This is a genomic window from Pseudomonas sp. 14P_5.3_Bac1, assembly GCF_025466135.1.
In the GTDB taxonomy this organism is placed as follows: domain Bacteria; phylum Pseudomonadota; class Gammaproteobacteria; order Pseudomonadales; family Pseudomonadaceae; genus Aquipseudomonas.
Genome location: NZ_JANLOF010000073.1, coordinates 41108 through 62807, shown reverse-complemented (window position 1 = coordinate 62807; position 21700 = coordinate 41108). Strand labels below are relative to the sequence as shown.

Annotated in this window: 29 protein-coding genes and 1 pseudogene; 18 read left to right on the top strand and 12 right to left on the bottom strand. The window is 61.7% G+C overall.

Features of this window, described 5'->3' with window-relative positions:
• Positions 1–69: 69 nt before the first annotated feature.
• Positions 70–1230, bottom strand: coding sequence for an alpha-hydroxy acid oxidase (locus NTD89_RS19260; RefSeq protein ID WP_262209133.1), 1161 nt, complete (start codon positions 1228–1230; stop codon positions 70–72).
• Positions 1231–1351: 121 nt separating this feature from the next.
• On the opposite strand from NTD89_RS19260, the gene NTD89_RS19255 reads away from it, so the two are divergent.
• Positions 1352–2137: a DeoR/GlpR family DNA-binding transcription regulator gene (locus tag NTD89_RS19255; RefSeq protein ID WP_262209131.1), complete on the top strand. Its 786-nt coding sequence runs from the start codon at positions 1352–1354 to the stop codon at positions 2135–2137.
• Here NTD89_RS19255 and NTD89_RS19250 read toward each other — a convergent pair.
• The 3 genes from NTD89_RS19250 to NTD89_RS19240 are packed head-to-tail and all read right to left on the bottom strand — an operon-like array spanning position 2102 to position 3473.
• Positions 2102–2830 carry a DUF72 domain-containing protein gene (locus NTD89_RS19250; protein ID WP_262209130.1) on the bottom strand — a complete coding sequence of 243 codons (729 nt, stop codon included), beginning with the start codon at positions 2828–2830 and terminating at the stop codon, positions 2102–2104. The two genes, NTD89_RS19255 and NTD89_RS19250, sit on opposite strands and share 36 nt — an antisense overlap.
• Complete coding sequence (locus tag NTD89_RS19245; protein WP_262209129.1) at positions 2827–3258, bottom strand: DNA methylase; 432 nt, start codon at positions 3256–3258, stop codon at positions 2827–2829. Before NTD89_RS19245 ends, NTD89_RS19250 begins: the two co-directional genes overlap by 4 nt.
• Positions 3259–3260: 2 nt before the next feature.
• Complete coding sequence (locus NTD89_RS19240; RefSeq protein WP_119735379.1) at positions 3261–3473, bottom strand: hypothetical protein; 213 nt, start codon at positions 3471–3473, stop codon at positions 3261–3263.
• Between the two features lie 202 nt (positions 3474–3675).
• Here NTD89_RS19240 and NTD89_RS19235 point away from each other — a divergent pair, with 202 nt between their 5' ends.
• Together NTD89_RS19235 and NTD89_RS19230 are read left to right on the top strand one after the other, a co-directional pair.
• Entirely contained in the window at positions 3676–4179 is a 504-nt protein-coding gene (locus NTD89_RS19235) for a DUF4142 domain-containing protein (RefSeq protein ID WP_106580144.1), read from the top strand.
• Between the two features lie 29 nt (positions 4180–4208).
• Positions 4209–4769 (top strand): type 1 glutamine amidotransferase domain-containing protein, encoded by a 561-nt coding sequence (locus tag NTD89_RS19230; protein WP_262209127.1) that lies wholly within the window; start codon positions 4209–4211, stop codon positions 4767–4769.
• 60 nt (positions 4770–4829) lie between these two features.
• Here the strand turns inward: NTD89_RS19230 and NTD89_RS19225 are convergent, their stop codons facing one another.
• Positions 4830–5036, bottom strand: a complete 207-nt coding sequence (locus NTD89_RS19225) for a PLD nuclease N-terminal domain-containing protein (RefSeq protein WP_106580146.1) — start codon at positions 5034–5036, stop codon at positions 4830–4832.
• Positions 5037–5197: 161 nt separating this feature from the next.
• On the opposite strand from NTD89_RS19225, the gene NTD89_RS19220 reads away from it, so the two are divergent.
• The 4 genes and pseudogenes from NTD89_RS19220 to NTD89_RS19205 all read left to right on the top strand — a co-directional run bounded on the left by NTD89_RS19220 (position 5198) and on the right by NTD89_RS19205 (position 7064).
• The gene (locus NTD89_RS19220) at positions 5198–5755 is read left to right on the top strand and encodes an ATP-dependent Clp protease proteolytic subunit (RefSeq protein ID WP_145165767.1); all 558 of its coding nucleotides are present in this window, start codon (positions 5198–5200) and stop codon (positions 5753–5755) included.
• A gap of 189 nt (positions 5756–5944) precedes the next feature.
• Positions 5945–6421, top strand: coding sequence for a hemerythrin domain-containing protein (locus NTD89_RS19215; RefSeq protein ID WP_242197699.1), 477 nt, complete (start codon positions 5945–5947; stop codon positions 6419–6421).
• 170 nt (positions 6422–6591) lie between these two features.
• Positions 6592–6702 (top strand): annotated as a pseudogene (locus tag NTD89_RS29565) (KGG domain-containing protein); the annotation flags it as partial.
• Between the two features lie 59 nt (positions 6703–6761).
• Positions 6762–7064, top strand: a complete 303-nt coding sequence (locus NTD89_RS19205; protein WP_262209125.1) for a hypothetical protein — start codon at positions 6762–6764, stop codon at positions 7062–7064.
• 92 nt (positions 7065–7156) lie between these two features.
• On the opposite strand, the gene NTD89_RS19200 is transcribed toward NTD89_RS19205, so the two are convergent.
• A complete protein-coding gene (locus NTD89_RS19200) occupies positions 7157–7702 on the bottom strand; it encodes a putative natural product biosynthesis protein (RefSeq protein WP_145165770.1) in 546 nt (181 codons plus the stop codon).
• A 64-nt stretch (positions 7703–7766) separates the two neighbouring features.
• Positions 7767–8150, bottom strand: a complete 384-nt coding sequence (locus NTD89_RS19195) for a DUF2946 domain-containing protein (protein WP_262209123.1) — start codon at positions 8148–8150, stop codon at positions 7767–7769.
• A 179-nt stretch (positions 8151–8329) separates the two neighbouring features.
• Here NTD89_RS19195 and NTD89_RS19190 point away from each other — a divergent pair, with 179 nt between their 5' ends.
• The 3 genes from NTD89_RS19190 (at position 8330) to NTD89_RS19180 (ending at position 9870) form a co-directional block, all read left to right on the top strand.
• Positions 8330–8938 carry an SCO family protein gene (locus NTD89_RS19190; protein WP_119735385.1) on the top strand — a complete coding sequence of 203 codons (609 nt, stop codon included), beginning with the start codon at positions 8330–8332 and terminating at the stop codon, positions 8936–8938.
• A complete protein-coding gene (locus NTD89_RS19185; protein ID WP_145165772.1) occupies positions 8938–9405 on the top strand; it encodes a copper chaperone PCu(A)C in 468 nt (155 codons plus the stop codon). Before NTD89_RS19190 ends, NTD89_RS19185 begins: the two co-directional genes overlap by 1 nt.
• A 324-nt stretch (positions 9406–9729) precedes the next feature.
• Entirely contained in the window at positions 9730–9870 is a 141-nt protein-coding gene (locus tag NTD89_RS19180; protein WP_262209121.1) for a hypothetical protein, read from the top strand.
• Between the two features lie 3 nt (positions 9871–9873).
• On the opposite strand, the gene NTD89_RS19175 is transcribed toward NTD89_RS19180, so the two are convergent.
• Positions 9874–10203: a DHCW motif cupin fold protein gene (locus NTD89_RS19175; protein WP_262209120.1), complete on the bottom strand. Its 330-nt coding sequence runs from the start codon at positions 10201–10203 to the stop codon at positions 9874–9876.
• A 140-nt stretch (positions 10204–10343) separates the two neighbouring features.
• Here NTD89_RS19175 and NTD89_RS19170 point away from each other — a divergent pair, with 140 nt between their 5' ends.
• Positions 10344–10829, top strand: coding sequence for an HIT family protein (locus NTD89_RS19170; RefSeq protein WP_262209119.1), 486 nt, complete (start codon positions 10344–10346; stop codon positions 10827–10829).
• 517 nt (positions 10830–11346) lie between these two features.
• Here NTD89_RS19170 and NTD89_RS19165 read toward each other — a convergent pair.
• On the bottom strand, positions 11347–11838 hold the full coding sequence (locus NTD89_RS19165; RefSeq protein WP_262209117.1) for a GNAT family N-acetyltransferase: 492 nt from the start codon (positions 11836–11838) through the stop codon (positions 11347–11349).
• Positions 11839–12014: 176 nt separating this feature from the next.
• Between NTD89_RS19165 and NTD89_RS19160 the strand changes: the two genes are divergently transcribed.
• Positions 12015–12350: a hypothetical protein gene (locus tag NTD89_RS19160; RefSeq protein ID WP_262209116.1), complete on the top strand. Its 336-nt coding sequence runs from the start codon at positions 12015–12017 to the stop codon at positions 12348–12350.
• Here the strand turns inward: NTD89_RS19160 and NTD89_RS19155 are convergent.
• A complete protein-coding gene (locus NTD89_RS19155) occupies positions 12340–13953 on the bottom strand; it encodes a hybrid sensor histidine kinase/response regulator (protein WP_262209114.1) in 1614 nt (537 codons plus the stop codon). The two genes, NTD89_RS19160 and NTD89_RS19155, sit on opposite strands and share 11 nt — an antisense overlap.
• 114 nt (positions 13954–14067) lie before the next feature.
• Here NTD89_RS19155 and NTD89_RS19150 point away from each other — a divergent pair, with 114 nt between their 5' ends.
• Entirely contained in the window at positions 14068–14670 is a 603-nt protein-coding gene (locus tag NTD89_RS19150) for a response regulator transcription factor (RefSeq protein WP_262209112.1), read from the top strand.
• Here the strand turns inward: NTD89_RS19150 and NTD89_RS19145 are convergent.
• Positions 14667–15101 carry a GNAT family N-acetyltransferase gene (locus tag NTD89_RS19145; protein WP_262209110.1) on the bottom strand — a complete coding sequence of 145 codons (435 nt, stop codon included), beginning with the start codon at positions 15099–15101 and terminating at the stop codon, positions 14667–14669. The genes NTD89_RS19150 and NTD89_RS19145 overlap by 4 nt on opposite strands.
• 205 nt (positions 15102–15306) lie before the next feature.
• Between NTD89_RS19145 and NTD89_RS19140 the strand changes: the two genes are divergently transcribed.
• Genes NTD89_RS19140 through argE form a run of 4 tightly spaced genes read left to right on the top strand, consistent with a single transcriptional unit; the run spans position 15307 to position 18902 of the window.
• Positions 15307–16638 carry a flavin-containing monooxygenase gene (locus NTD89_RS19140; RefSeq protein WP_410017222.1) on the top strand — a complete coding sequence of 444 codons (1332 nt, stop codon included), beginning with the start codon at positions 15307–15309 and terminating at the stop codon, positions 16636–16638.
• Between the two features lie 23 nt (positions 16639–16661).
• Positions 16662–17072, top strand: a complete 411-nt coding sequence (locus NTD89_RS19135) for a RidA family protein (protein WP_010171793.1) — start codon at positions 16662–16664, stop codon at positions 17070–17072.
• Between the two features lie 10 nt (positions 17073–17082).
• On the top strand, positions 17083–17760 hold the full coding sequence (locus NTD89_RS19130) for a DUF1028 domain-containing protein (protein ID WP_262209106.1): 678 nt from the start codon (positions 17083–17085) through the stop codon (positions 17758–17760).
• Positions 17757–18902, top strand: a complete 1146-nt coding sequence (argE, locus tag NTD89_RS19125) for an acetylornithine deacetylase (protein ID WP_262209105.1) — start codon at positions 17757–17759, stop codon at positions 18900–18902. Before NTD89_RS19130 ends, argE begins: the two co-directional genes overlap by 4 nt.
• A gap of 71 nt (positions 18903–18973) precedes the next feature.
• On the opposite strand, the gene NTD89_RS19120 is transcribed toward argE, so the two are convergent.
• Positions 18974–20053 carry a LacI family DNA-binding transcriptional regulator gene (locus NTD89_RS19120; RefSeq protein ID WP_262209103.1) on the bottom strand — a complete coding sequence of 360 codons (1080 nt, stop codon included), beginning with the start codon at positions 20051–20053 and terminating at the stop codon, positions 18974–18976.
• A gap of 305 nt (positions 20054–20358) precedes the next feature.
• On the opposite strand from NTD89_RS19120, the gene NTD89_RS19115 reads away from it, so the two are divergent.
• Positions 20359–21681, top strand: a complete 1323-nt coding sequence (locus tag NTD89_RS19115) for an MFS transporter (protein ID WP_179677771.1) — start codon at positions 20359–20361, stop codon at positions 21679–21681.
• The last annotated feature ends 19 nt before the right edge of the window (positions 21682–21700 follow it).

Below are 21700 nucleotides of genomic sequence, written 5' to 3'. Positions count from 1 at the left end.
CAAAGTTATCCACAGAGATACCCACGGTTTTCGTGGACAACTCTTTTTACTTTTTTACGATCTTTTTGCTCAGCAAACCCCTTCGGGAAAGGTGCCTGGCAGCAAAATATCGCGATTCACATCGCGTATATCGTTATAGCCGCACAGCGCCATCGACACATCCAACTCACGGGCAATAATGTCAAGGGCCTTGGTCACGCCCGCTTGGCCCATGGCGCCCAAACCATACAAGTGCGGTCGACCGATCATGGTGCCTTTGGCGCCCAGTGCCATCGCCTTGAGCACGTCCTGGCCGGAGCGAATGCCGCCGTCGAGCCACACTTCAATCTGCTTGCCCACCGCCTCGACAATTGCCGGCAGCTGGCTGATGCTCGACGGTGCACCATCCAGCTGGCGGCCACCGTGGTTACTCACCACCAAGGCATCGGCGCCGGAATTAGCCGCCAGCCGCGCATCCTCCACATCGAGAATGCCCTTGATAATCAGCTTGCCGCCCCAGCATTTCTTGATCCATTCCACGTCGTCCCAGCTCAGGCGCGGGTCGAACTGCTGGGCGGTCCATGACGACAGCGAACTCATGTCCGCCACGCCTTTGACGTGGCCGACGATATTGCCGAAACCACGGCGTTTGGTGCCCAGCATGCCCATCACCCAGCGCGGCTTGGTTGCCATGTTGAGGATATTCGGCAGGGTCAGTTTTGGCGGCGCCGACAAGCCGTTGATCAAGTCCTTGTGGCGTTGCCCGAGGATCTGCAGATCGAGGGTCAGTACCAGCGCATCCACACCCGCCGCTTTGGCGCGCTCGATCAATTGCTCGACAAACCCGCGATCACGCATCACATACAACTGGAACCAGAATGGCTGGCCGACCTGTTCGGCGATGTCCTCAAGTGAGCAGATGCTCATGGTCGACAGCGTGTAGCGCAGGCCAAAAGCCGCGGCGGCGCGGGCGGTCAGGATCTCGCCATCGGCATGCTGCATGCCCGCAAGCCCCGTGGGCGCCAGCGCGACCGGCATGGCCATGTCCTGGCCGATCATGCTGGCGCGGATCGAACGTTCATCAATGTTGCGCGCCACGCGCTGACGAAATTTGATGCGGGCAAAATCGCTTTCATTTGCCCGATAGGTGCTTTCAGTCCAGGAACCGGAATCGGCGTAGTCGTAGAACATTCGTGGGACACGTTTTTGCGCCAGCTTGCGTAAGTCTTCGATAGTTGTGATCAACGACATCTAGGTCACCTCACCCTGAACTGAGCCCAGAGAGTAACCGCCGATCAGCCGCGCAACCAGTGATTGCGTTTATATCGGCAGAGGCCTAATCTCGCACAAACCCGCAAAAAGACGCACAAACATGCAGAATACTCATCAAGCCATCGACCTGCCTTCGTTGCGCAAACAGAAAATCCTGTTGCTGCTGGAGCGCGACGGCAAAGTCACCGCATCCGAATTGGTGGAGCATTTTGCCGTGTCCCAGGACACCATCCGCCGCGACCTCGGTGAACTGGCCGCCGCCGGCCTGTTGCAACGCGTGCACGGCGGCGCCCTGCCCCGGCCCAAAGACACCGGCAAAGACTTCTTCACCCGTGTGGGCGAGACCAATGAGGTCAAACGCCACCTTGCGCGCCTGGCCGCCGACCGCGTGGAAGACGGCCAGATCGTGTTGTTCGATTCCGGCTCGACCACGCTGCAGATTGCGCAATCCTTGCCACGCGCGATCCGCCTGACGGTGGTTACGCCGTCGCCGATGATTGCCATCGCCCTGGCCGACCACCCGGATGTAAAAGTGATTTTGGCGGGTGGCCAACTCAACCCTGCCACCTTGTCCGCCAGCGGCCACGAAGCCGTGCGCCTGATCCAGAGCATCAAGGCCGACCTGCTGTTTACCGGCGTGTGCGCGTTGCATCCGCAAGTGGGCATCAGCTCGTTGCATTTCGACGAAGTGGCGGTCAAGCAAGCCTTGCTCGACAGTGCCTCCCACGTGGTGGCGGTGACCATGGCCGACAAGCTCGGCGCGGTGGAGCCCTTCGTGGTGGGCCCGTGCAGCCGCATCCATACGCTGATCACCGAGTGGCACGTACCGAGTGTCGAAGCCTATGAGCAGTTAGGGCTGGAAGTGCTGCGCGTGGAGGTTGAGTAAGTACAAGGCATCGGCAGTGGCATGACCGCTGGCGGTGTTGTCGAAGATGCACCAGGTGGGAGTGCCTGCTGCAACGGACTGGCTCAGTTGCTGCGAGAATGCCTGCACGCGCTCCGGCCCATACGCGCTGTGATAGATGCGCGGCGAGCCGTGCAGTCGCCAATACTGCACGCCCTGCCAGCCGGTGCCCGCGTCGATGACCGCTGGGTCGGCGACCACACGGCCTACGTGTAAATCCTGCAATAACGCCTCGGCTTCAAGCCAGCTGGCGTGACGCGGTTCCAAAACCACGGCACCCGCAAATCGTTGGCGTAACGCCGTAAAAAACGGCGTGGCGATCGCCGCTTCATAGCTGAAAGACGGTGGCAATTGAATCAGCAGGCAGCCCAGTTTTTCACCCAATCTGAGGCACTGCTCGAGGAATTCATCCAGCGCGGTTTCGCAGCGTTGCAAGCGCAATTCATGGGTGATGCGCTTGGGCACCTTGACCGAAAAACGAAACGCCGGCGGCACCGATTGCGCCCAGCGCTCATAGGTCTTGGGCAGGTGCGGGCGGTAAAACGAACTGTTGATTTCCACCGCGTTGAAACGCGACGCGTAACGTTGCAGGTGTGTGCCCTCGCCCGCAAAAGCCGGCCACTGTTCACGCGGCAAACTCCACCCCGCGCAGCCCACATACAGCGCTGCCTTCAAAACAGCACCTTGGCGGCGTCGCGCATGAAAATCTCGATGGTCTTGGGCCCGACGCCTGCAAATTCACCCAACCGTTTTTCAAAGGCCTGACGGTCTTCGCTGGCGCTGCGAATATGGCTGATCTTGCCGCCATACTCGGCATTCAATTTGGCACTCAGGTCGAGCAAACGCTGCGCCGTGGTTTCGTCATAGCGCACGTAATGGGCGCGCCCAAGCATCGACACCAACTCCCTGGAAGTGCAGTGCTGCAACTTGCGCGCGGTATCGCCGCCTTGCTCTTCAACAATCACCTTGTACGCCTGCGCAGCAATCGGCGCCTGAATGCGCTTGCCCATCAGGAAGCTGGCGATGAACCACTTGAACAGGCTGGCGTCGTCTTCAGGCCTTAACTCAATGCCCAACTGCGCAGCCGTAATCGACCTGGCCATGCTCAGTGGCCCAACTTGCGCTCAGCCTTGGCGGCTTGCTCGTTGATGGCGTCGGTTTGGCGTTCGATGTCTTTAATCGACGTGGGCGTGAGCACCTTGTCGACGCTTTCGGTCTTTGGGTTCGGGCGTTCCAGCGTGTGGCCCTTGTCGGCTTTGTCGGTGCCTTTTTGGGCGTCTTCGGAACTGATCGGGGTTGGGGTTTTATCGGCAGTCACAGTTTGTCTCCAAGCAGTTGAAGGCCCACAAAAAATAGCGGGCGCTTATGCAGCAGAGCCTGTCGAATTTCGATAGTTCAAGGAAATTGGCGTGCATGACCACCGGAGAAAAAACCGCGAATTAATTTAAACCTTTTGCCGAGGCTCCCCCTCAACAGTCAGGTACGGCATCACGCCACTGTTGATTTCAAGGAGATCCACCATGACTACTCTGCTGATGAAACAAATGGGCCTGACCTTTGTGCTGGTTGCGGGCTCGATTTCCACGGCCATGGCCGCAACGTCCAACAGCTTTGTCGACGACGCCGCCCAAGGCGGTATCACCGAGGTGGAAGCCGGCAAGCTGGCCCTGGAAAAAAGCAGCTCGGCCGACGTAAAGACTTTTGCTCAGCACATGGTCACCGACCACACCAAAGCCAATCAGGAACTGACGGCATTGGCGAAAAAGCTGGATATCGAAGTACCCGATGACGCCGCCCTGACCGACAAGGCCAAGAAAGCCATCCTCGAAATGCGCGACGAGTCGTTCGACAAGGCCTACGCCAACAACCAGGTCGCCGCTCACGAAAAAACCGTCGAATTGTTCCAGAAAGAAGCCGCTTCCTCGGACAACGCCGAGCTGAAAGCCTTCGCCGCCAAGACCCTGCCGACCCTTGAAGCCCACCTGAAAATGGCCAAGGAGCTGCAAGCCAAACACGACCACTAAACCATCCCTGACCCAGGAGACACTCGACCATGAGTTCGCAACTCAACGGCAAGAAAATCCTCATCATCACCTCCAATACCGGTATCGAACGCGATGAGCTGGTCAAGCCACTGGAAGCGCTGCGCGGTTATGGCGCCACGGTGACTCACGCGTCCAGCAAAGGCGGCACCACCCAGACCTTCGTCGGTGACACCGAGAAGGACAAAACCGTGGAATCCGACGTGCAGCTGTCGGACGTGGCAAGCAGCGACTTCGACGCCTTGGTTATCCCTGGCGGCACCGTCAACGCTGACACCTTGCGCCAGGATGCCAACGCGCTGCGCTTGATCAACGACTTCGTCAAGGCCGGCAAAACCATCGCGGCGATCTGCCACGGGCCATGGACGCTGATCGATGCAGGCGTGATCAAGGGCAAAACCCTGACCTCATACAAAAGCGTGCGTATCGACCTTGAAAACGCCGGCGCCGCCGGTTGGGTGGATGCCCAGGTCAAGGAATGCAAGGCCAATGGCTGGACCTTGATCACTTCGCGTACTCCGGATGACTTGCCGGCGTTCAACGAAGCAATTGCCAAAGCTGTTGCGGGCTAAACCACCCGCTTGAACGTAAACAGGCGCCCAATGGGCGCCTGTCTGCGGTCTTCAATGGGCTCAGCTTTTACGCTGTTCAGCCATCTCACGTTTTGGCCCGAACAAGGCCCAGACAATCAGCCCGAACAGCGGCACGAAAATCAGAATGATCAACCACAGCCCTTTGGTCTCCCAGCCACCGGTGCTGCGTAATACGACGTTGATCGCCCATAATTCCAGGATCAGCAGAATCACGGCCAAAATGATCCAGATAGTTTCCAATTGCATAGCTCACCTCCTGAGGTCTATGCATTAGGTCAAGCAGATGGCCTGAGGGTTCCATTCGATTTTCAGCAAGGGCTCACGCCCAACGGTTGCAGCTAATCCTGCGCGACCTTCTAGACTCAACACTGAATCACCTCGCCTGCACTGAATTAAGGAGGTTCAGGATGACCGAGCACGTTATCCACTTTCACTGCCAGATCGACCAGAGCACCACCGAACGCTTTCGCGACTGTTGCCTGGACGCTATCGGCGAAGGCGCCAGTTCCCTGCTGCTGAACCTGTCGACCACCGGTGGCAGCACCAATTTCGGCTTTACCCTCTACACCTTTCTCAAGGCGTTGCCGGTGCCCTTGTGCGCAATCAACGCGGGAAACATCGAATCCATGGGCATCATCATGTTCCTGGCGGCGAACCGACGCATCACCACGCCGCACTCGCGGTTTTTGATTCACCCGATGAACTGGTATTTCAGCCAGAGTTCAGTGGACCACCAGCGTCTGCGTGAATACCTGTCGAGCCTGGATAACGACCTGGCGCGCTATGTGAAGATCTATGAGTTGGAGACCACTCAAGCCGAAACCCAGCTGGATATTTTCAAGTGCCTGTCGGCTGAGGAAAAAGTCATCGCCGCGCATGAATCGCTGGCCTATGGCATTGCCCACGAGGTGCAGCAGGTGGTGTTTGCCGAAGACATCAAGCATTGGAAAGTCAGCGGCGCCTAGAAGCGGTGTATTGCAATCTGCTGGCTGCCCAACCATGCAAGCTGCACGAATGCGCTGACTTGCAGGTTTTCCTATCTCATTGATTAATAGGGTTTTATTCAAGTTATCCAAGTTGGTACAACTGATGCAACCTCCAAGGAACGAGGCGTGCACTTCGACGCGCCCGAATGCTATCCGTGAGGTTCCACCATGAATGCAATCGACCTTCTCAAGGCTGACCACGAACGCGTCAAAGCGCTGCTGACCCAACTGAGCGAGTCCACCGAGCGTGGCGTCAAGAAACGCACTGAATTGCTGGCCAAACTCGAGATGGAGATCAGCCTGCATACCCGCCTCGAGGAAGAGATCCTTTACCCCGCCTTCCGCAAGGCCGGCGGTAAAGAGCAGGACATCATGTATCACGAGGCCAAGGAAGAGCACCGCACTGTCGACGCCCTGGTGCTGCCCGACCTGAAACAGACCGAGCCTTCCACCACTGAATTTTCCGGGCGCGTCAAAGTGGTCAAGGAACTGTTGGAGCACCACATCGAAGAAGAGGAATCCGAGATGTTCCCGCAGGCCAAGAAGCTGTTGGGCAAGACCGTGCTCGAAGCCCTTGGTGCAGAAATGGAAGCGATGAAAGCCGCGCACAAGAAAGCCCTGGGCGCCAAGCCAATCGCGGCCTGATGCCCGTTCGTCGCATGCCCGCGAACTATTTCAAACTTTGATTTCGATTGAGCATTCCCAATTAAGCGACACCGTTGATTCATTCATCGAAGAGGGATTTTGAAATGGCTACCAGCGGAAAAACCACGACAGGTGCAGGCGGTAAAGCCAAGCCAGATACTGCCAAGAAAAGTGGCGGTCAAGGCTCCGGCGGCAATTTTGCCAACGACCGTGAGAAAGCTTCTGAAGCCGGCAAAAAAGGCGGAGCCCACAGCTCCGGCGGCGGCGCCAAGAAGTCTTGATTGAAGCACCACCGGGGCCCGGGTTTCCCGGGCTTCGGCCCAAGCAAGGGGATTGAGTCATGAAGACCAGTATTTCCCACAGGATGTTGCTCATCGTCGGCTTTTCAGCGCTGCTGGTAAGCCCCGCTTTCGCCGCCTTTGGCGATGCCATTGCCCCCGCCGCCAACTCGCTGAGCGGCAGCAGCGCAGCAGGTTCCGCGCTGCCGCCAGGCACCTATCCGAGCAGCCCCTCCGACAGTGACAAAAAGGCTGAAACGTCGCCCAAAGAGAAGGCCTCGACGAGCGGGAATTCACACAAGCAACCCGCGAAAAAGACTCAGAAAAAGACTCCGCGCAGCAGCAGCAGCAGCAGCAGCAACTAGCTGCTTAACAAGGGCCAGGCGAAACGCCTCGCCGCTTGCCTTTCGCCCAAGGCCACGGCGTGGCCTGGGACCCGCCGTGACCTCCCAAGGACTCAGGGCACCGGCAACCAACCGCTGAAATCACCCTGACGGTTCAACGGGCACCAGCCAAAGTCGTCCAACGGGGCTGGCAATGGCTGATGTTCGACGCTTGCCAACGCACTGCCCTTCCAATCGAAAATCCTCGCCCCTCGCCATCCCACGACCACGCCCTGCGCCTGGCTTTGATCGGTAGTGATCCAACGCGCCGCCGCGGCCGCCATGAAAGCCTCGATGGGCTCCTCATCAATCTGCGATCGATACCCCGAGGCGAGCAGCCAGCGACAGACGTTGAGGTGGTACGTCCAGTCCAGCGGCGGCTGGTTGTGATAGGCCCAGGTCATGAAGCTGCGAAACAGGTTCAACCCTTCCGGTGGATCCAGTTTGAGCAAGGCCGGGCAGATGTCGAACAAGGTGTGCCAATACGGCAATAACCGTGCATCCAGGTGCACGAAGCAGCGCGAATTGCTCGGGTAATCAGCCAGTGTCGGTTCGGCGCGCATACGCCGAGATGCCTTGCTGACCAGGCGGCTGGCGCCTGCAGGCAATACAGAGATCATGAAATACACTCACAGTCGTGACGATAGAACGCTTCCTGAACACACAGGAAGCCCAAGGCACACGTCAGAATGCGGGGGAAGCGCGGGGGTTGGCCGAGGGCCAGGAATAACGCGGCGGCGCCTTGTTGCGCCGCTCATGGGCAGGACGTGGGGTGTGTCCAAGGCCCAACAGCCAGGCCAGCCCGATGAGGAACACGATGGCCACGGTCACGGCAGCGCATACCGGGCAGGCAAAGTAGTTCGAGATGTTGCCAGACGCCGGGTTATCCAACCCTTTGTCGGAAAGTGGCGCCTGGCTACCGTCCACCGAGCAGAACGCACCACCGATGCCGTTGAGTTGCTCGCCAAGCATCTGCCCATGGCCCAAACCGCAGACGAACAGGTTCATCAGCACGCAAAAGTACAGGGCCCAGGCGATCAGCGAACGGTCGGGGTGGCTCAATTTCATGGCGGCGACTCTACCACTGAAGCCCCAAAGGCATGAAGCACGGCGCGCCCTGTGGCAGAACGTCGCAGATTACGTGGGCTGGCCTGGGTTGGTAGACTGTGCACCCGCATCATTACTCCTTTTCAAAGCCTGCCATGCCGTTGCAGAGTCATCCAGGCGTTTCACAGGATGCACAGTTGATGAGTACGTTATTCACCCGCCGCAAAGTGCTGACCGGTATGGGCCTGTTGGGCCTGGGCAGCCTGCTGGGCGGCTGTGATTACAGCCCCAAGCTGAACTTCAAGTACGGCAAGGACCTCAGTGACAAGATCATGGGCCGCACCTTCAAGCTCAAGAACACCGACGGCGAAACCGTCACCCTGAGCTCGTTCCGTGGCCTGATGCCGGTGGTGTTCTTCGGCTTTACGCAGTGCCCGGCCGTGTGCCCGACCACCCTGGCCCGCGCCGCCCAGGCCAAGAAGCTGATGGGCCGCGACGGCGAGATCATGCAAGTGGTGTTCATCACCCTCGACCCCGAGCGCGACACCCCGGCGATTCTCGACAAGTACGTCAAGGCCTTCGACCCAAGCTTCGAAGCGCTCTACGGCACCCCGGAAGAAATCGCCGTGGCCGCCAAGGAGTTCGGGATCTTTTATGAAAAGATCCCCGCCGGCGACACCTACACCCTGTCGCACACGGCCACCAGTTTCGTCTTCGACACCCGCGGCAACCTGCGCCTGGGCCTGTCGGCATCCCTTACCGCTAAAGAGTGCGCAGAAGACCTGCTCACCGTCATGGAGGTCTGCTAATGACTGCTGTTCAACACCTCAAGCGCACCCTGATCGGCCTGTCCCTGCTGGGCCTTGCGGCGCACGCCAGTGCCCAGGTGCTGGTGACCGACGCGTGGGTTCGCGCCTCTGTGCCGGGCCAGCCGTCCAGCGGCGCGTTCATGACCGTGACCGCCGACACCGACAGCAAACTGCTCAGCGTGGCAACGCCGGTGGCCAAGGACGTGCAGATCCATGAGATGAGCATGAAGGACGACGTAATGCGCATGGGCCCGGTGGACTCGGTCGCGCTGCCGGCAGGCAAAGCGGTCAAGCTCGACCCCAACGGTTACCACGTAATGCTGATGGGCCTGACCGGGCAGATCAAGGAAGGCGACCAAGTGCCGCTGACCCTGACGGTGGAGAACGCCAAGGGCGAGAAGCAGTCGATTGAAGTCAAAGCGCCAGCCCGTGGGCTGGACGGTATGGACCACAGCACGATGCACTAAGCCACCGTGTGGCGAGCCGGGATTTTTGTAGCGAGCGGGCTTGTAGTGGCGAGCGGGCTTGCCCCGCGTTGGGCTGCGCAGCGGCCCCAGTCAATCCACCACAGTACATCAGTGAAAGCGCGGCGCCCTGGTTTCAGGGCCGCTTCGCGCCCCAACGCGGGGCAAGCCCGCTCGCCACTACAAGCCGGCTTGCAACACAAGCCCGCTCGCCACAACCGGCCCCTGCCAGCCCCCGCCAACGCCATATCCAAAAGCTCTGCCCTCATCACTTTCTCTATATCTGCAAACACACCCGATAGCCTGATTCTGCGCCGCGAAAGCGTGGTGTACTGCCGGATCAGCAACGCCAGCCCCAAGCTGCTGGCGCCGATGACCCTGGTGCGGCGCGCGTTCAACCCGTCGGCGCCGCTGCAGAACTTTATTGACCTGGCGCGGGCGTCTGCTGGGGTGTATCGCAAAGGGTGAGGCTCAATCCACGATAAACAGCTTCGCGCCGGTGTGGGTGAATGAGCGATGCCCTTCCATGTCATTGCCCACCTGGTAACTCATCCCGGCCGTCAGGGTGAACTCGCGGCCGTCTTCCAATTGCGTGTGCAATTGCCCTTCCAGACACAGCAACACATGCCCGCGCCAGCACCAGTGATCGGCCAGGTAACCGGGCGTGTATTCGACCATGCGCACGCGGGTGGTGCCGAAGTGGCAGGTGCGCCACAGGGCACTGCCGGTCACGCCTGGGTGCAGTTCGGGTTCGAGGGTGGACCAGTCGGTGATGGCAAACGGGACAGCGGTCAGTTGCATGGTGGGCTCGGTCGTCAGTTAACGTGGCTCGACCCTATCCGCCCGCCACGCGCAGCGATAGACACAGATCGCCGGCTTTTGTGGGATACAGGGGCTCGCGCTTGTTATCCTGCCCGCCCGGCTCTCATGGATGCGTGCTTATGCCGATCGACCCCGCTTTCATCCTTCACGACACCGAGCACTGGCGGCTCAATCATCACCTGGCGTCAACGCTGCCGGGCTACCTGATGCTGGGTGCCAAAGCGCCAATCGGCTCGCTCGCCGACATGCCGGAAGCCGCGCTGACTGAGCTGGGTGGCTTGCTGGCTAAAACCCAACGGGTGATCGAGGCGCAGCTGCAGCCCAAATGGCTGTACATCAGCCGCTATGGGCACATGCCCGGCTTCCCGCTGCACTTTCACTTCATCCCGGTGTACGACTGGGTCGAGCAGGCGTTTTGGCAGGACCCGCGCTACCGCGTGCTGAAAGGTTTTGGCGCGCAGGCGCCAGCACAGACGCTGACCGACGGCGCCGAGTTGACGCTGTTTGTGTGGCGCGAGTTTGGCGAAAGCCCAACGCCGCCGGCGGTTCAGGGGGACTCGGTTAAGCAGGTTATCGAGCGACTGCGCACGGCCTTCCAAGCCTGACCCCAATCCCCTGTGGGAGCTGTCGAGCTTTAGCGAGGCTGCGAAGGCGGCGGCACTGCTGAAATAGTTGTCGCCTGATCCACCGCTTTCGCAGCCTCGCCGGGGCTCGACAGCTCCCACACGGACCGCGCCCATGCCCAGACGCCGCAGAGGCTTCGTTTGATCCGCTGCGCACGCCCCTTCAAGCCCGCCCCCAATCCCCTGTGGGAGCTGTCGAGCTTTAGCGAGGCTGCGAAGGCGGCGGCACTGCCGAAACAATTGTTGCCTGACCCACCGCTTTCGCAGCCTCGCCGGGGCTCGACAGCTCCCACAAGGAGCGCGCCCGTACCCAGACGCCGCCGAGGCCTCAGTTGATCGGCTGCGCACACCCCCTTCAAGCCCGCCCCCGATCCCCTGTGGGAGCTGTCGAGCTTTAGCGAGGCTGCGAAGGCGGCGGCACTGCTGAAATAGTTGTTGCCTGACCCACCGCTTTCGCAGCCTCGCCGGAGCTCGACAGCTCCCAAAGGGATTGCCTGTGTTAACCGGAGCTAGTCGCGTCTTCAGCAATCAGTCGCTTGGTCATCGGTATACACGCCAGGGTCAGCCCCGACGGCGAGTGATACACCGCTTGTTTGTCGCCCACATAACCGCACGCTCTGTAGAAGCTCGCCGCGTTGAGCGTCGAATCCAGCACCACGTGCTCAATGGCCAATTCCCGCGCAACGTTTTCCAAGTGATCAAGCATCGCCTTGCCATACCCACGTCCGGCGAATTCAGGGAGCACAAACAGCGCGCCCACTTCGTGGTTATCCGGGTCGAGCATCCCGGTGACCACGGGCTCGCCATTCACCCAGCCCAGGTAAAACGGTTTGTCCATCAGCGCGCTGTAGCCGTCTTCGGCGCGGCCGCGGGTCCACAGCAGCATCTGTTCGCGGCTGTAAGCGCCGATGCATTGGCTGCGGATGGCCAACAGGCGAATGTCGAACGCCGCCTGGGCGTCCGCTTGGGTGGCGCGTTTAATCTGCAGCATGCTTCTCTCCGTCCATGACCTCATCGTGCCATTAGCACACTTGTGCTAATCGACCCCTTTGCCCGTCGGCGCTATATTCCACGGCACTTCCAACGCTCCCCCCGGCACCGCACGCCTGTTGCGCGAGGGTGCCTTGCGCGCTGGAAAAACCCTGACAATCCCAAGGAAGAAGCCTCATGAACCTGCACGCCCCCGTTACCCGTCTCACCCTGCTTGGCGCCCTGATCATCGGCATAGCCGGTTGCAGCAACGTCAAGCCCAATGAAGACCATCTCAAGACGCTGTCGGAAACCAACCTCGGTGAGCCGGTCAAGCGTATCTCCAACGTGCGCAATGACTCCATGACCACCTACTACATCGCCAGTACCGCGTCCGGTGATTACAACTGCACCGTGCCCAGCGGTGCCAGCGGCGGCTTGTTCACCGTGGCCAGCTTTGGCCTGATGAAACCCAGCGCCTGGTGCATGCCCAAAGGCGCCAAAGGCGGTCAGGCCGCACCGTTCATGCAGTGACGCTTGGCTGGCTGAGGTCACGCAGCGTGCCGCGTAGCTCTGCAGGCCGCACCGGTTTGGACAGAATCGCAATCTTGCGGTCATGCAGGGCAGCGTGGATTTTTTCCACGTCGTGCCCGGTCAAAATCAGCGCCGGCACCGCCCAGCCGCGTTGCTGGCGCAGGGCATCGATGCACTCGATGCCGGTGGCGTGGTTGCCCAGGTCATAGTCGGCGACGATGATGTCGCAGTCGCTGACCAGGCCCTGCCCGCTGGATTCGGCCTGCACCTCGCAGCCCCAGCGCTCCAGCAAGGCCTGGGTGGCCAACAGCACGTTGTGGTCATCTTCCACCAGACAGACTTTCAGACCCGTCAGCAAGCCGGCCTGGCGCGGGTCGTCTCGCGCAGCCGGTTGGCGCGGCACCGTCGCCAGTGCCAGGCCGTACAGGCTCACGGAGGTGCCATGGCCCAGCCGCGAACGCAGGCTCACGTGCACGCCCATCAACTGCCCCAACCGCTTGACGATGGACAGCCCCAGGCCCACGCCTTCGACGTCCTTGTCACGCAGTTGGCGCACCCGATAAAACTCCTCGAAGACCTTCGCCTGATGCTCATCGGCAATGCCCCGCCCCTGGTCATGCACCTGTACCGACACGCCGCCGTCGCGAACGCGCGCGCCGATCAGTACCGGCCGCTGCGCGCCATATTTGAAGCAATTGGAGAGCAGGTTTTGCACCATCGTCGCCAACATCGCGGGGTCGACCTGCACCCAATACGCACACGGCCGCAGGCGCAGTTCCACGCCGGCCCAGTGCGCCGCCTCGGCGTGCTGGTGCACCAGGTCGGCGAGGAATTCGCCCAGGTGAATCACTTGGTATTTGGGCAACAGCCGGCCGTTGTCGAGGGTGTAGAGGTCGAGAATCGAACGGAACAGCTGCGACACGTTGAGCAGCGAGCGGTCGATATTGTCCACCAACCGCTGTTCGTCATGCCCAAGCTTTGCTTCACGCAAACACGCCGTGAACAAACCGATGGAGTGGATCGGCTGGCGCAGGTCGTGACTGGCCTGGGCCAGGAACCGCGATTTTTCCAGGTTGGCCGCGATGGCTTCTTCAGAAGCCTTGCGCGTGCGTTCGAGCAAAATATGCGCGTACACCGGGATCACCGTGCTGGTGATCATCAGCATCAGCACCATGAACGGTTGCGCCTGCCACAGGGGCGTCAGCCGGTACACGATCAGCAGCGCGAGCAACGCCAGCCCTGTGGCAATCGCCAGGTAGCGCGAGCCGTAGCGCATGCCGTTGCCCAGGTTGACCCACACCATCACGGCATACAGCGGCAATGCCGCTTCACCGCCCACCACCAGCCCGAACGAGGTGCCGGTGTAGTCGTGGATCATGCCCAGCACCCGCCGCGCCAGGTAATGCCCGGGCCAGCGCGCGATGACCTGGCGCAGCGCGATGGAGGCCAGCAGGAACGCGACGATGTACAGGATCACCGGCACGTAGGTGTCCACCGACTGACCGGGAAAGAACCCCAGCGCGCCGATGTAGACAATCGCGATGGCGGCCACCACGATGCGCAGGTTGGCCTGATCGAGTTCGGAGTTGGTCTCATGACTCATGGATGACGTCCTTGTGCGGCAATCGATCTGTCCGGTACGCGCCAGCAGCGTCCCTGTGGCGCGGTGCTAAAGTAGCATGTCACAGCACTCTCTTGCCCAAGGAAGGCGCACACCATGACTGGCGGAATCATCATAGCCGACGACCACCCGATGTTTCGCGAAGGCATGCTGCGCACCGTGCAGCGCCTGCTGCCCGAGGCCGTGGTGCAAGAGGCCGGCGACCTGGACGCGGTGCACGCCTTGACCCGCGACAGCAGCGATGTCGACACACTGATCCTCGACCTGCGCTTCCCCGGCCTGACCTGCATGAGCCAGCTGGCCGAGCTGCGCCAGCACTTGCGGCGCACCACCTTGATCGTGGTGTCGATGGTGGATGACCCGGCGCTGATCGAGCAGGTGATGGCGCTGGGTGCCGACGGGTTTATCGGCAAGAACATCACCCCGGACGAAATCGGCCAGGCCCTCCTGGCGATTCGCGACGGCGAAGTGCTGGTCAAGTTCGCGCCCTCCGGCCTGCTGCCCTTGGGCACCCCCGCCCTCACCGCGCGCCAGCAAGAAGTGCTGCGCCTGATCGCCCAAGGCAAGACCAACAAGGAAATCGCCAAAGCCCTGGCGATCTCGCCGTTCACAGTGCGCATTCACGTGTCGTCGCTGCTGCGCAGTTTGAAGGTGCCCTCGCGCGCGGCGGCGGCCGTTAAGTACTCAGCAGAACTCTAGGCGTTTTCGTTGCCGGGGCGGGTGAAGGAGTAACGGTCGATGTCCGTTCGCAGCGTCCAGCCCTGCCCTTGCCAATACGCGGCGGCATGGGTGTTGGTCTTGAACACGTCGAGGTGGCATTTGCCGATGCCCAGTTGCTCCAGCGCATCGAGGCAGCGCTCGACCAGTGCCTGGGCGATGCCTTGGCGGCGATAGTCCGGCAGCACCAGCAGGTGTTGCAGGTAGCCACGCCGGCCATCATGGCCGCACATCACGCAGGCGATCACCCGGCCGTCAGCTTCAGCGACAAAACTCATCTCAGGGTTGCGCGCCAGGTAGCGTTCGGTGGCCTCGCGGGAGTCGGCATCGCGCAGGGAAATGCCAGGGGTGTTTTGCATGAGGGCGAGGACGGCGTCGTAGTCGGCAGGGGTCATTGCGCGAAGCGCGGGCATGGCATAAACCTTGTGGGAGCGGGCTTGCCCGCGATGGCGTTGGGTCAGATATGACGCTATCACCCGGCAGATTGCAATCGCGGGCAAGCCCGCTCCCACATTTGATCTGTGGGGTTACGCACACCGCTCTGCATCCGATATTTATGCTCTGTTCCCAGCTTAATAATATTTTATTAAAAATCGCCCTCCCCCTAGCCTTGACGCCATGCCCAAGCTGAATCCAACTGCATTACGCAAGGACAGACACATGACGCAAGCAATAACAAAAACAGACACCCTGGTCGTGGGAGCCGGTCAAGCTGGCGTGGCCCTGAGCGAGCACCTGAGCAAGCACGGTGTGCCGCACCTGGTGCTGGAGCGCAGCCGCATCGCCGAGCGCTGGCGCACCGGGCGGTGGGATTCTCTGGTGGCCAATGGGCCGGCCTGGCATGACCGTTTTCCAGGCCTTGAATTTGATGACGTCGCCGCCGATGGCTTCGCGCCTAAAGAGCGCGTGGCCGATTACTTTGAAGCCTATGCGCGCAAATTCAACGCGCCGATCCGCACCGGCGTGGAGGTGACCTCTGTGGTGCGCAATGTCGGCCGCCCGGGCTTTACCGTGCACACCAGCGAAGGCGTGATCGAAGCCAACCGCGTTGTCGCCGCCACCGGACCGTTCCAGAAACCGGTGATTCCAGCGATTGCGCCCAAAGACACCGCGCTGCACCAGATTCATTCCGCCGACTATCGCAACCCTGCGCAACTGCCCGCCGGTGCCGTGCTGGTCGTGGGTGCCGGCTCGTCCGGCGTGCAGATCGCCGATGAATTGCAACGCTCTGGCCGCCAGGTGTACCTGTCGGTCGGCGCTCACGACCGCCCGCCGCGGGCCTACCGCAACCGCGATTTCTGCTGGTGGCTGGGCGTGTTGGGCGAATGGGATCAAGCCGCGATGAAGCCTGGCCGCGAGCACGTGACCATTGCGGTGAGCGGCGCCCACGGCGGCAAGACCATCGATTTTCGCGAGCTGGCCCAGCAAGGCATGACCCTCGTCGGCCTGACCCAATCTTTCAACGGCAGCACCGCCACCTTCCAGGCGAACCTGGTGGAAAACCTGGCACGCGGCGATGAGAACTACCTGGCCCTGCTGGATGCGGCGGATGCCTACATCGAGCGCAATGGCCTCGACCTGCCGATGGAACCCGAAGCACGCCGCGTGTTCCCCGACGCCGAATGCATCAAACACCCGATCCTGGAACTGGACCTGGCAGAGGCCGGTATCACCTCGATCATCTGGGCTACCGGCTTTGCCGTGGATTACAGCTGGCTGAAGGTCGATGCCTTTGACGCCGCCGGCAAGCCGCAGCACCAGCGCGGCGTGGCCCCCGAATCGGGGATCTACTTCCTCGGTTTGCCTTGGCAATCGCGCCGTGGCTCGTCGTTTATCTGGGGCGTTTGGCATGACGCCAAGTACGTGGCCGACCACATTGCCATCCAGCGCCAATACCTTGAGTACCGTGAACCCGCACCGGTTGTTCAACCGTCACCTGTCAGCGCCTGATCACTTTTTTCTGGAGTTTTTTGATGCCTACTCACACTCGCATTCGCATGTTCAACACCAAGGAAACCTATCCCAACCAGAGCCTGGACAACGACCTGTGCCAGGCCGTGCGCGCCGGCAATACCGTGTACGTGCGCGGCCAGGTGGGCACTGATTTTGACGGCAACCTGGTTGGCCTCGGCGACCCGCGCGCGCAAGCCGAGCAAGCCATGCGCAACGTCAAGCAACTGCTTGAAGAAGCCGGTTCCGACCTGAGCCACATCGTCAAGACCACCACCTACCTGATCGACCCGCGCTACCGCGAGCCGGTGTACCAGGAAGTCGGCAAGTGGCTCAAAGGCGTGTTCCCGATTTCCACCGGGTTGGTGGTGTCGGCCCTGGGCCAGCCGCAGTGGCTGATGGAAATTGACGTGATCGCCGTCATCCCCGAATAAGGAGCCGCACATGACCTTTTCAATCGTCGCGCGCTGCGCAGACACCGGCCAGCTGGGCATCGCCATCAGCTCATCGAGTATCGCCGTGGGCGCACGTTGCCCGTGGCTGCGGCCCGGCGTGGGCGCGGTCTCGACCCAGAACATCACGCTGCCGGCCCTGGGCCCGGACGTGCTCGACCTGCTCGAACAAGGCCTCGCGCCGGCCGAGGCCGTCGACCAGGCCCTGACCCGCAACGGCTACAGCCAGTACCGGCAATTGACGGCGATTGATCACCTGGGCCGCAGCGTGCATTTCAGCGGCAGCGAAACCCTCGGCACGCACCACGCGGTGGCGGGCGAGCAATGCGTGGCGGCGGGCAATATGCTCGCTGACCGCGCGGTGATCGAGGCGATGGTCACGGCCTTCGAGCAAGGCGAAGGCCAACTCGCCGACCGCCTGCTGGCCGCCATGCACGCGGCCATCGCTGCCGGTGGCGAAGCCGGCCCGGTGCACTCTGCCGCGTTGGTGGTGGTGGGCGAACTGACGTGGCCGATCATCAACTTGCGGGTGGACTGGGCCGATGAACAGCCGATCGGCGAACTGCAAAAACTGTGGGACGCCTACCGCCCACAAGTGCAGGACTACATCGACCGCGCGCTCGCCCCCGACCGCTCGCCCGGCTACGGCGTGGCCGGGGACGAGCGATGAGCCCCAGCCGCCAATTGCTGCAGACGCTGGTGGGCTTTGACACCACCAGCCGCGAATCGAACTTGCAGTTGATCACGTTCGTGCGCGACTACCTGGCCGAATTCGGGGTGACCAGCGAGCTGGTCTACAACGCGCAGCGCAGCAAGGCCAACCTGTTTGCCAGTGTCGGCCCCACGCAACTGCCGGGCATTGTGCTGTCGGGGCACACCGATGTAGTGCCGGTGGATGGCCAGCCGTGGACCGTGCCGGCGTTTGAGTTGACCGAGCGCGACGGCAAGCTGTTCGGTCGCGGCACGGCGGACATGAAGGGGTACATCGCCTGTGTGCTGGCGCTGGTGCCGGCATTGGTGGAAGCCGACTTGCGCCTGCCGGTGCATATCGCCCTGTCTTATGACGAGGAAGTCGGCTGCCTGGGCGTGCGCTCCTTGCTGGCGGTGCTGGAGCAGCGGCCGGTGAAGCCGATGCTGTGCATCATCGGCGAGCCCACCGAACTCAAACCGGTGCTCGGCCACAAGGGCAAATTGGCGATGCGCTGTGATGTGCATGGCGAGGCCTGCCATTCGGCGTATGCGCCGTCTGGCGTGAATGCGATTGAGCATGCCGCCGAGTTGATCGGTGAGCTGGGGCGAATAGGCCAGCGACTACGCGAGCAGCAGGACCCGCGGTTTGATCCGCCGTTCAGCACGGTGCAGACCGGGGTGATTTCGGGTGGCAAGGCGCTGAATATCGTGCCGGCAGACTGTCGGTTTGATTTTGAGATTCGCGCCTTGCCGTCGCAGGACCCAGGCGACGTGGCGTCAGCGCTGCGGGCGTACGCCGAGCAGCAGGTGCTGCCGCGTATGCAGGCGGTGAGTGCGCAGAGTGCGATCCGGTTTACCGAGTTGTCGGCGTATCCGGGGCTGGTGACCGATGAGCGCAGCCAGGCAGCGCAGCTGATCGCAGCGTTCAGCGGTTCGCGGGATTTCGGCACCGTGGCGTTCGGCACTGAGGGCGGATTGTTTGATGCGGTGGGTATTCCCACGGTGGTGTGTGGGCCCGGGAGCATGGACCAGGGGCACAAGCCGGATGAGTTTGTCAGTGTGGCGCAGTTGCAAGGCTGCGACGCTATGCTGCAACGGATGCTGGACTCGATTCGCGCCTGAGCCGCCAGGCTGTCAAACCCGTACATTAACGGTGAGGGGGAGCAAGTCCCCTCTCACCCTCAAGGGTGTGTTCAATCCTGGCTTGGCGCCGCGCCCGTCGACTCGCGCTCAATGAGTTGCACCTCCAGCATCGGCGGCGCCTCACAGGCAAGCCCGGCAAGACGATCAATCAGGTACTGCGCGGCCATTTCGCCGATCTGCCGGTCGGGCACCTGAACGGTGGTCAAGGCAGGCCGACTGTGGGCCGCGATCTCGATGTCGTCGAACCCGCAAATGGACAATTGGCCAGGCACCGCAATGCCCAGCGCCTGGGCTTCCAGCAATGCGCCGATGGCAAGCATGTCGTTACCGCAAATGATCGCGGTGGGCGCCGGTTGTTGGCTCATGATGTGTTGAAGGCTGGCCCGGGCAAACGCGACGCGCCCTTCGTTCAGGCTCTGGGCGCGAATGGCCTGATGCTGAGGCCGCAGGGCCAGCCCTTGCTCGGCCAGGGTGGCGTGCACAGCCTGCAGCCGGGCCTGGATGCGGCCGTTGTCGGTGACCGACTGGAAAATGATGCCAAACCGCTGATGCCCCAGCGCCAGCAGGCGCCGGGTAATCATTGCGTAAGCCTGCCCATGGTCAAACCCGGCGCAGGGGTGCCGAGCACCGGCGCGCTTGCCAAAGGTGACCACATACGGCGTGCCTTTGGCATCCAGCTGATCAAATAACGCATCGGGGTAATCATCCCCGAGCAATGCCAGCGCATCGACGCCACGCGCCAGCATGCCTCTGGCCTGACGATAACCTTCGCCCGGGTCATACGCCGAGCAGGCGACAAACACCGCCAGCCCGTGAGCGCCCAAACGGTTCTGGAACGCCTGCAACTGCTGGTGAAATTTCTCGTGCTCCAGGGTCGGCACGATCACGCCGATGGTGTACGAGCGCCTGGAAACCAACGAACGCGCCGCCGCGTTGGGAACCCAGTCCAGTTGATCGATGGCCGCGCGTACCTTGGCGCGGGTTTTCTCACTGACACGTTGCGGCTCATTCAAATAGCGCGAAACGGTTGCGGTGGACACATTGGCGATCCGGGCGACATCGGCGAGCACCGGTTCCTGGGTACTGTGCGCATGAGGCGTGTCGCGGGGCGTGGTGGTTGCAGCGGGCATAGGTGGCTTCATGTCAAAAAGTAAGCGTTACGCACAACCTAAGCGGGCACCTCGGCACAGTCAATGAATCGTTGACAGCCAGCAAACTGAAAACCTAGGATGTAAGCGCTAGACAAAAAATAAACATTCTAAACGTCAGTGTTTATATCGGGCACTCTGCGTTAACGATTCGAGGGCCCAGGGACGATTTTTGTCAGGATGACAAACGATTACATAATGCTATGTGCTGCCACGTCAGCCGGGAAGCCGGGCCAACGTGCCGGGTCAGCGCACGCAGTCAAAAACAATAAAAAGAGACATCCATCATGAGTCAGACACCTGCACACCCGGTTGCGCCACCGCGCATTCGGCGCCAGCAAACCCTCGCCCTCAGCCTGCTGGTGCTCAGCGGCATCATCAACTACCTGGACCGCGGCACGCTGGCCGTTGCCAATGAGTTCGTGCGCGCCGACCTTGATCTGTCGCTGGGCGAAATGGGCATCCTGCTCTCGGCTTTTTCCTGGAGCTATGCGCTTTGCCAACTGCCCGTCGGCGCCCTGGTTGACCGCATCGGGCCACGCTGGTTGCTGGGCGGCGGCCTGGTGCTGTGGTCCCTGGCCCAGGCGGCTGGCGGCCTGATGTCTAGCTTCGGCTGGTTCTTGCTCGCCCGCGTGCTGCTGGGGATCGGCGAGTCGCCGCAATTCCCGTCTGCCGCGCGGGTGGTGAGCAACTGGTTTCCACTGCGCTCACGCGGCACGCCCACCGGCATCTTCAACTCAGCCTCGCCGCTGGGTATCGCACTGGCCCCGTTGTGCCTTTCGGCGCTGATCGCGGCACTCGACTGGCGCTGGGCGTTCTACCTCACCGGCGCCGCCGGGCTGTTGGTCGCCGTGGTGTGGCTGGTGGTCTATCGCGACCCGGTCAAGGACACGCTCACCGAAGAGGAGCGTCGCTACCTGTACAGCGATGAACCCCACGTCACCACTCCCAAGGTCACGTTTGCTGACTGGCGCGCACTGTTCTGCCACGCGACAACCTGGGGCATGATGCTCGGCTTCATGGGCTCGGTGTACTTGAACTGGGTCTACCTGACTTGGCTGCCCGGCTACCTGCGCAGCGCCCGGCACATGAGCCTGGAGATGAGCGGCGTGGCCGCTGCCATTCCGTTCCTCTGCGGATTTATCGGCGCGCTGGTCGCTGGCTGGGTGTCCGACCGCATCACCCGACGCAGCGAGACGGCGGTGCTGGGACGCCGCAACGCGATGGTCGTCGCGATGGTGGGCATGGTGATCTTCACCATCCCGGCCGCGCTGGTGGAGAGCAATGTCATCGCCGTGGCCTGCATTTGTGTGGTGATCTTTTTGGCCAACGCGTCCTCGGCGTGCGCCTGGTCTTTGGCCACCGCCGTCGCGCCAGCCAATCGCGTGGCTTCACTGGGGGCGATCCAGAACTTCGGTGGCTTCCTGGGCGGCGCACTCGCGCCGATCATGACCGGCTATATCGCCCAGACCTGGTCGTTCGTGCCCGCACTGCTGACCGGCGCCGCCATCGCCATGATCGGCGCCCTGTCGTACCTGTTCCTGGTACGCCACCCCATCCCCGATACCCCGCCAGCCTGCGCGGTCACCGCCGTGGCGGCTCACCCATGAACATTCATCCAGAGGACGC

Coding starts and splice junctions, on each gene's coding strand:
- NTD89_RS19255 (WP_262209131.1), top strand. CDS start 1,352: ATGCAGAATACTCATCAAGCCATCGACCTGCCTTCGTTGCGCAAACAG.
- NTD89_RS19245 (WP_262209129.1), bottom strand. CDS start 3,258: ATGGCCAGGTCGATTACGGCTGCGCAGTTGGGCATTGAGTTAAGGCCT.
- NTD89_RS19190 (WP_119735385.1), top strand. CDS start 8,330: ATGAGTACGTTATTCACCCGCCGCAAAGTGCTGACCGGTATGGGCCTG.
- NTD89_RS19215 (WP_242197699.1), top strand. CDS start 5,945: ATGAATGCAATCGACCTTCTCAAGGCTGACCACGAACGCGTCAAAGCG.
- NTD89_RS19225 (WP_106580146.1), bottom strand. CDS start 5,036: ATGCAATTGGAAACTATCTGGATCATTTTGGCCGTGATTCTGCTGATC.
- NTD89_RS19170 (WP_262209119.1), top strand. CDS start 10,344: ATGCCGATCGACCCCGCTTTCATCCTTCACGACACCGAGCACTGGCGG.
- NTD89_RS19205 (WP_262209125.1), top strand. CDS start 6,762: ATGAAGACCAGTATTTCCCACAGGATGTTGCTCATCGTCGGCTTTTCA.
- NTD89_RS19155 (WP_262209114.1), bottom strand. CDS start 13,953: ATGAGTCATGAGACCAACTCCGAACTCGATCAGGCCAACCTGCGCATC.
- NTD89_RS19220 (WP_145165767.1), top strand. CDS start 5,198: ATGACCGAGCACGTTATCCACTTTCACTGCCAGATCGACCAGAGCACC.
- NTD89_RS19145 (WP_262209110.1), bottom strand. CDS start 15,101: ATGCCCGCGCTTCGCGCAATGACCCCTGCCGACTACGACGCCGTCCTC.
- NTD89_RS19115 (WP_179677771.1), top strand. CDS start 20,359: ATGAGTCAGACACCTGCACACCCGGTTGCGCCACCGCGCATTCGGCGC.
- argE (WP_262209105.1), top strand. CDS start 17,757: ATGAGCCCCAGCCGCCAATTGCTGCAGACGCTGGTGGGCTTTGACACC.
- NTD89_RS19165 (WP_262209117.1), bottom strand. CDS start 11,838: ATGCTGCAGATTAAACGCGCCACCCAAGCGGACGCCCAGGCGGCGTTC.
- NTD89_RS19130 (WP_262209106.1), top strand. CDS start 17,083: ATGACCTTTTCAATCGTCGCGCGCTGCGCAGACACCGGCCAGCTGGGC.
- NTD89_RS19230 (WP_262209127.1), top strand. CDS start 4,209: ATGAGTTCGCAACTCAACGGCAAGAAAATCCTCATCATCACCTCCAAT.
- NTD89_RS19160 (WP_262209116.1), top strand. CDS start 12,015: ATGAACCTGCACGCCCCCGTTACCCGTCTCACCCTGCTTGGCGCCCTG.
- NTD89_RS19235 (WP_106580144.1), top strand. CDS start 3,676: ATGACTACTCTGCTGATGAAACAAATGGGCCTGACCTTTGTGCTGGTT.
- NTD89_RS19120 (WP_262209103.1), bottom strand. CDS start 20,053: ATGCCCGCTGCAACCACCACGCCCCGCGACACGCCTCATGCGCACAGT.
- NTD89_RS19135 (WP_010171793.1), top strand. CDS start 16,662: ATGCCTACTCACACTCGCATTCGCATGTTCAACACCAAGGAAACCTAT.
- NTD89_RS19185 (WP_145165772.1), top strand. CDS start 8,938: ATGACTGCTGTTCAACACCTCAAGCGCACCCTGATCGGCCTGTCCCTG.
- NTD89_RS19140 (WP_410017222.1), top strand. CDS start 15,307: ATGCCCAAGCTGAATCCAACTGCATTACGCAAGGACAGACACATGACG.
- NTD89_RS19260 (WP_262209133.1), bottom strand. CDS start 1,230: ATGTCGTTGATCACAACTATCGAAGACTTACGCAAGCTGGCGCAAAAA.
- NTD89_RS19195 (WP_262209123.1), bottom strand. CDS start 8,150: ATGAAATTGAGCCACCCCGACCGTTCGCTGATCGCCTGGGCCCTGTAC.
- NTD89_RS19150 (WP_262209112.1), top strand. CDS start 14,068: ATGACTGGCGGAATCATCATAGCCGACGACCACCCGATGTTTCGCGAA.
- NTD89_RS19175 (WP_262209120.1), bottom strand. CDS start 10,203: ATGCAACTGACCGCTGTCCCGTTTGCCATCACCGACTGGTCCACCCTC.
- NTD89_RS19200 (WP_145165770.1), bottom strand. CDS start 7,702: ATGATCTCTGTATTGCCTGCAGGCGCCAGCCGCCTGGTCAGCAAGGCA.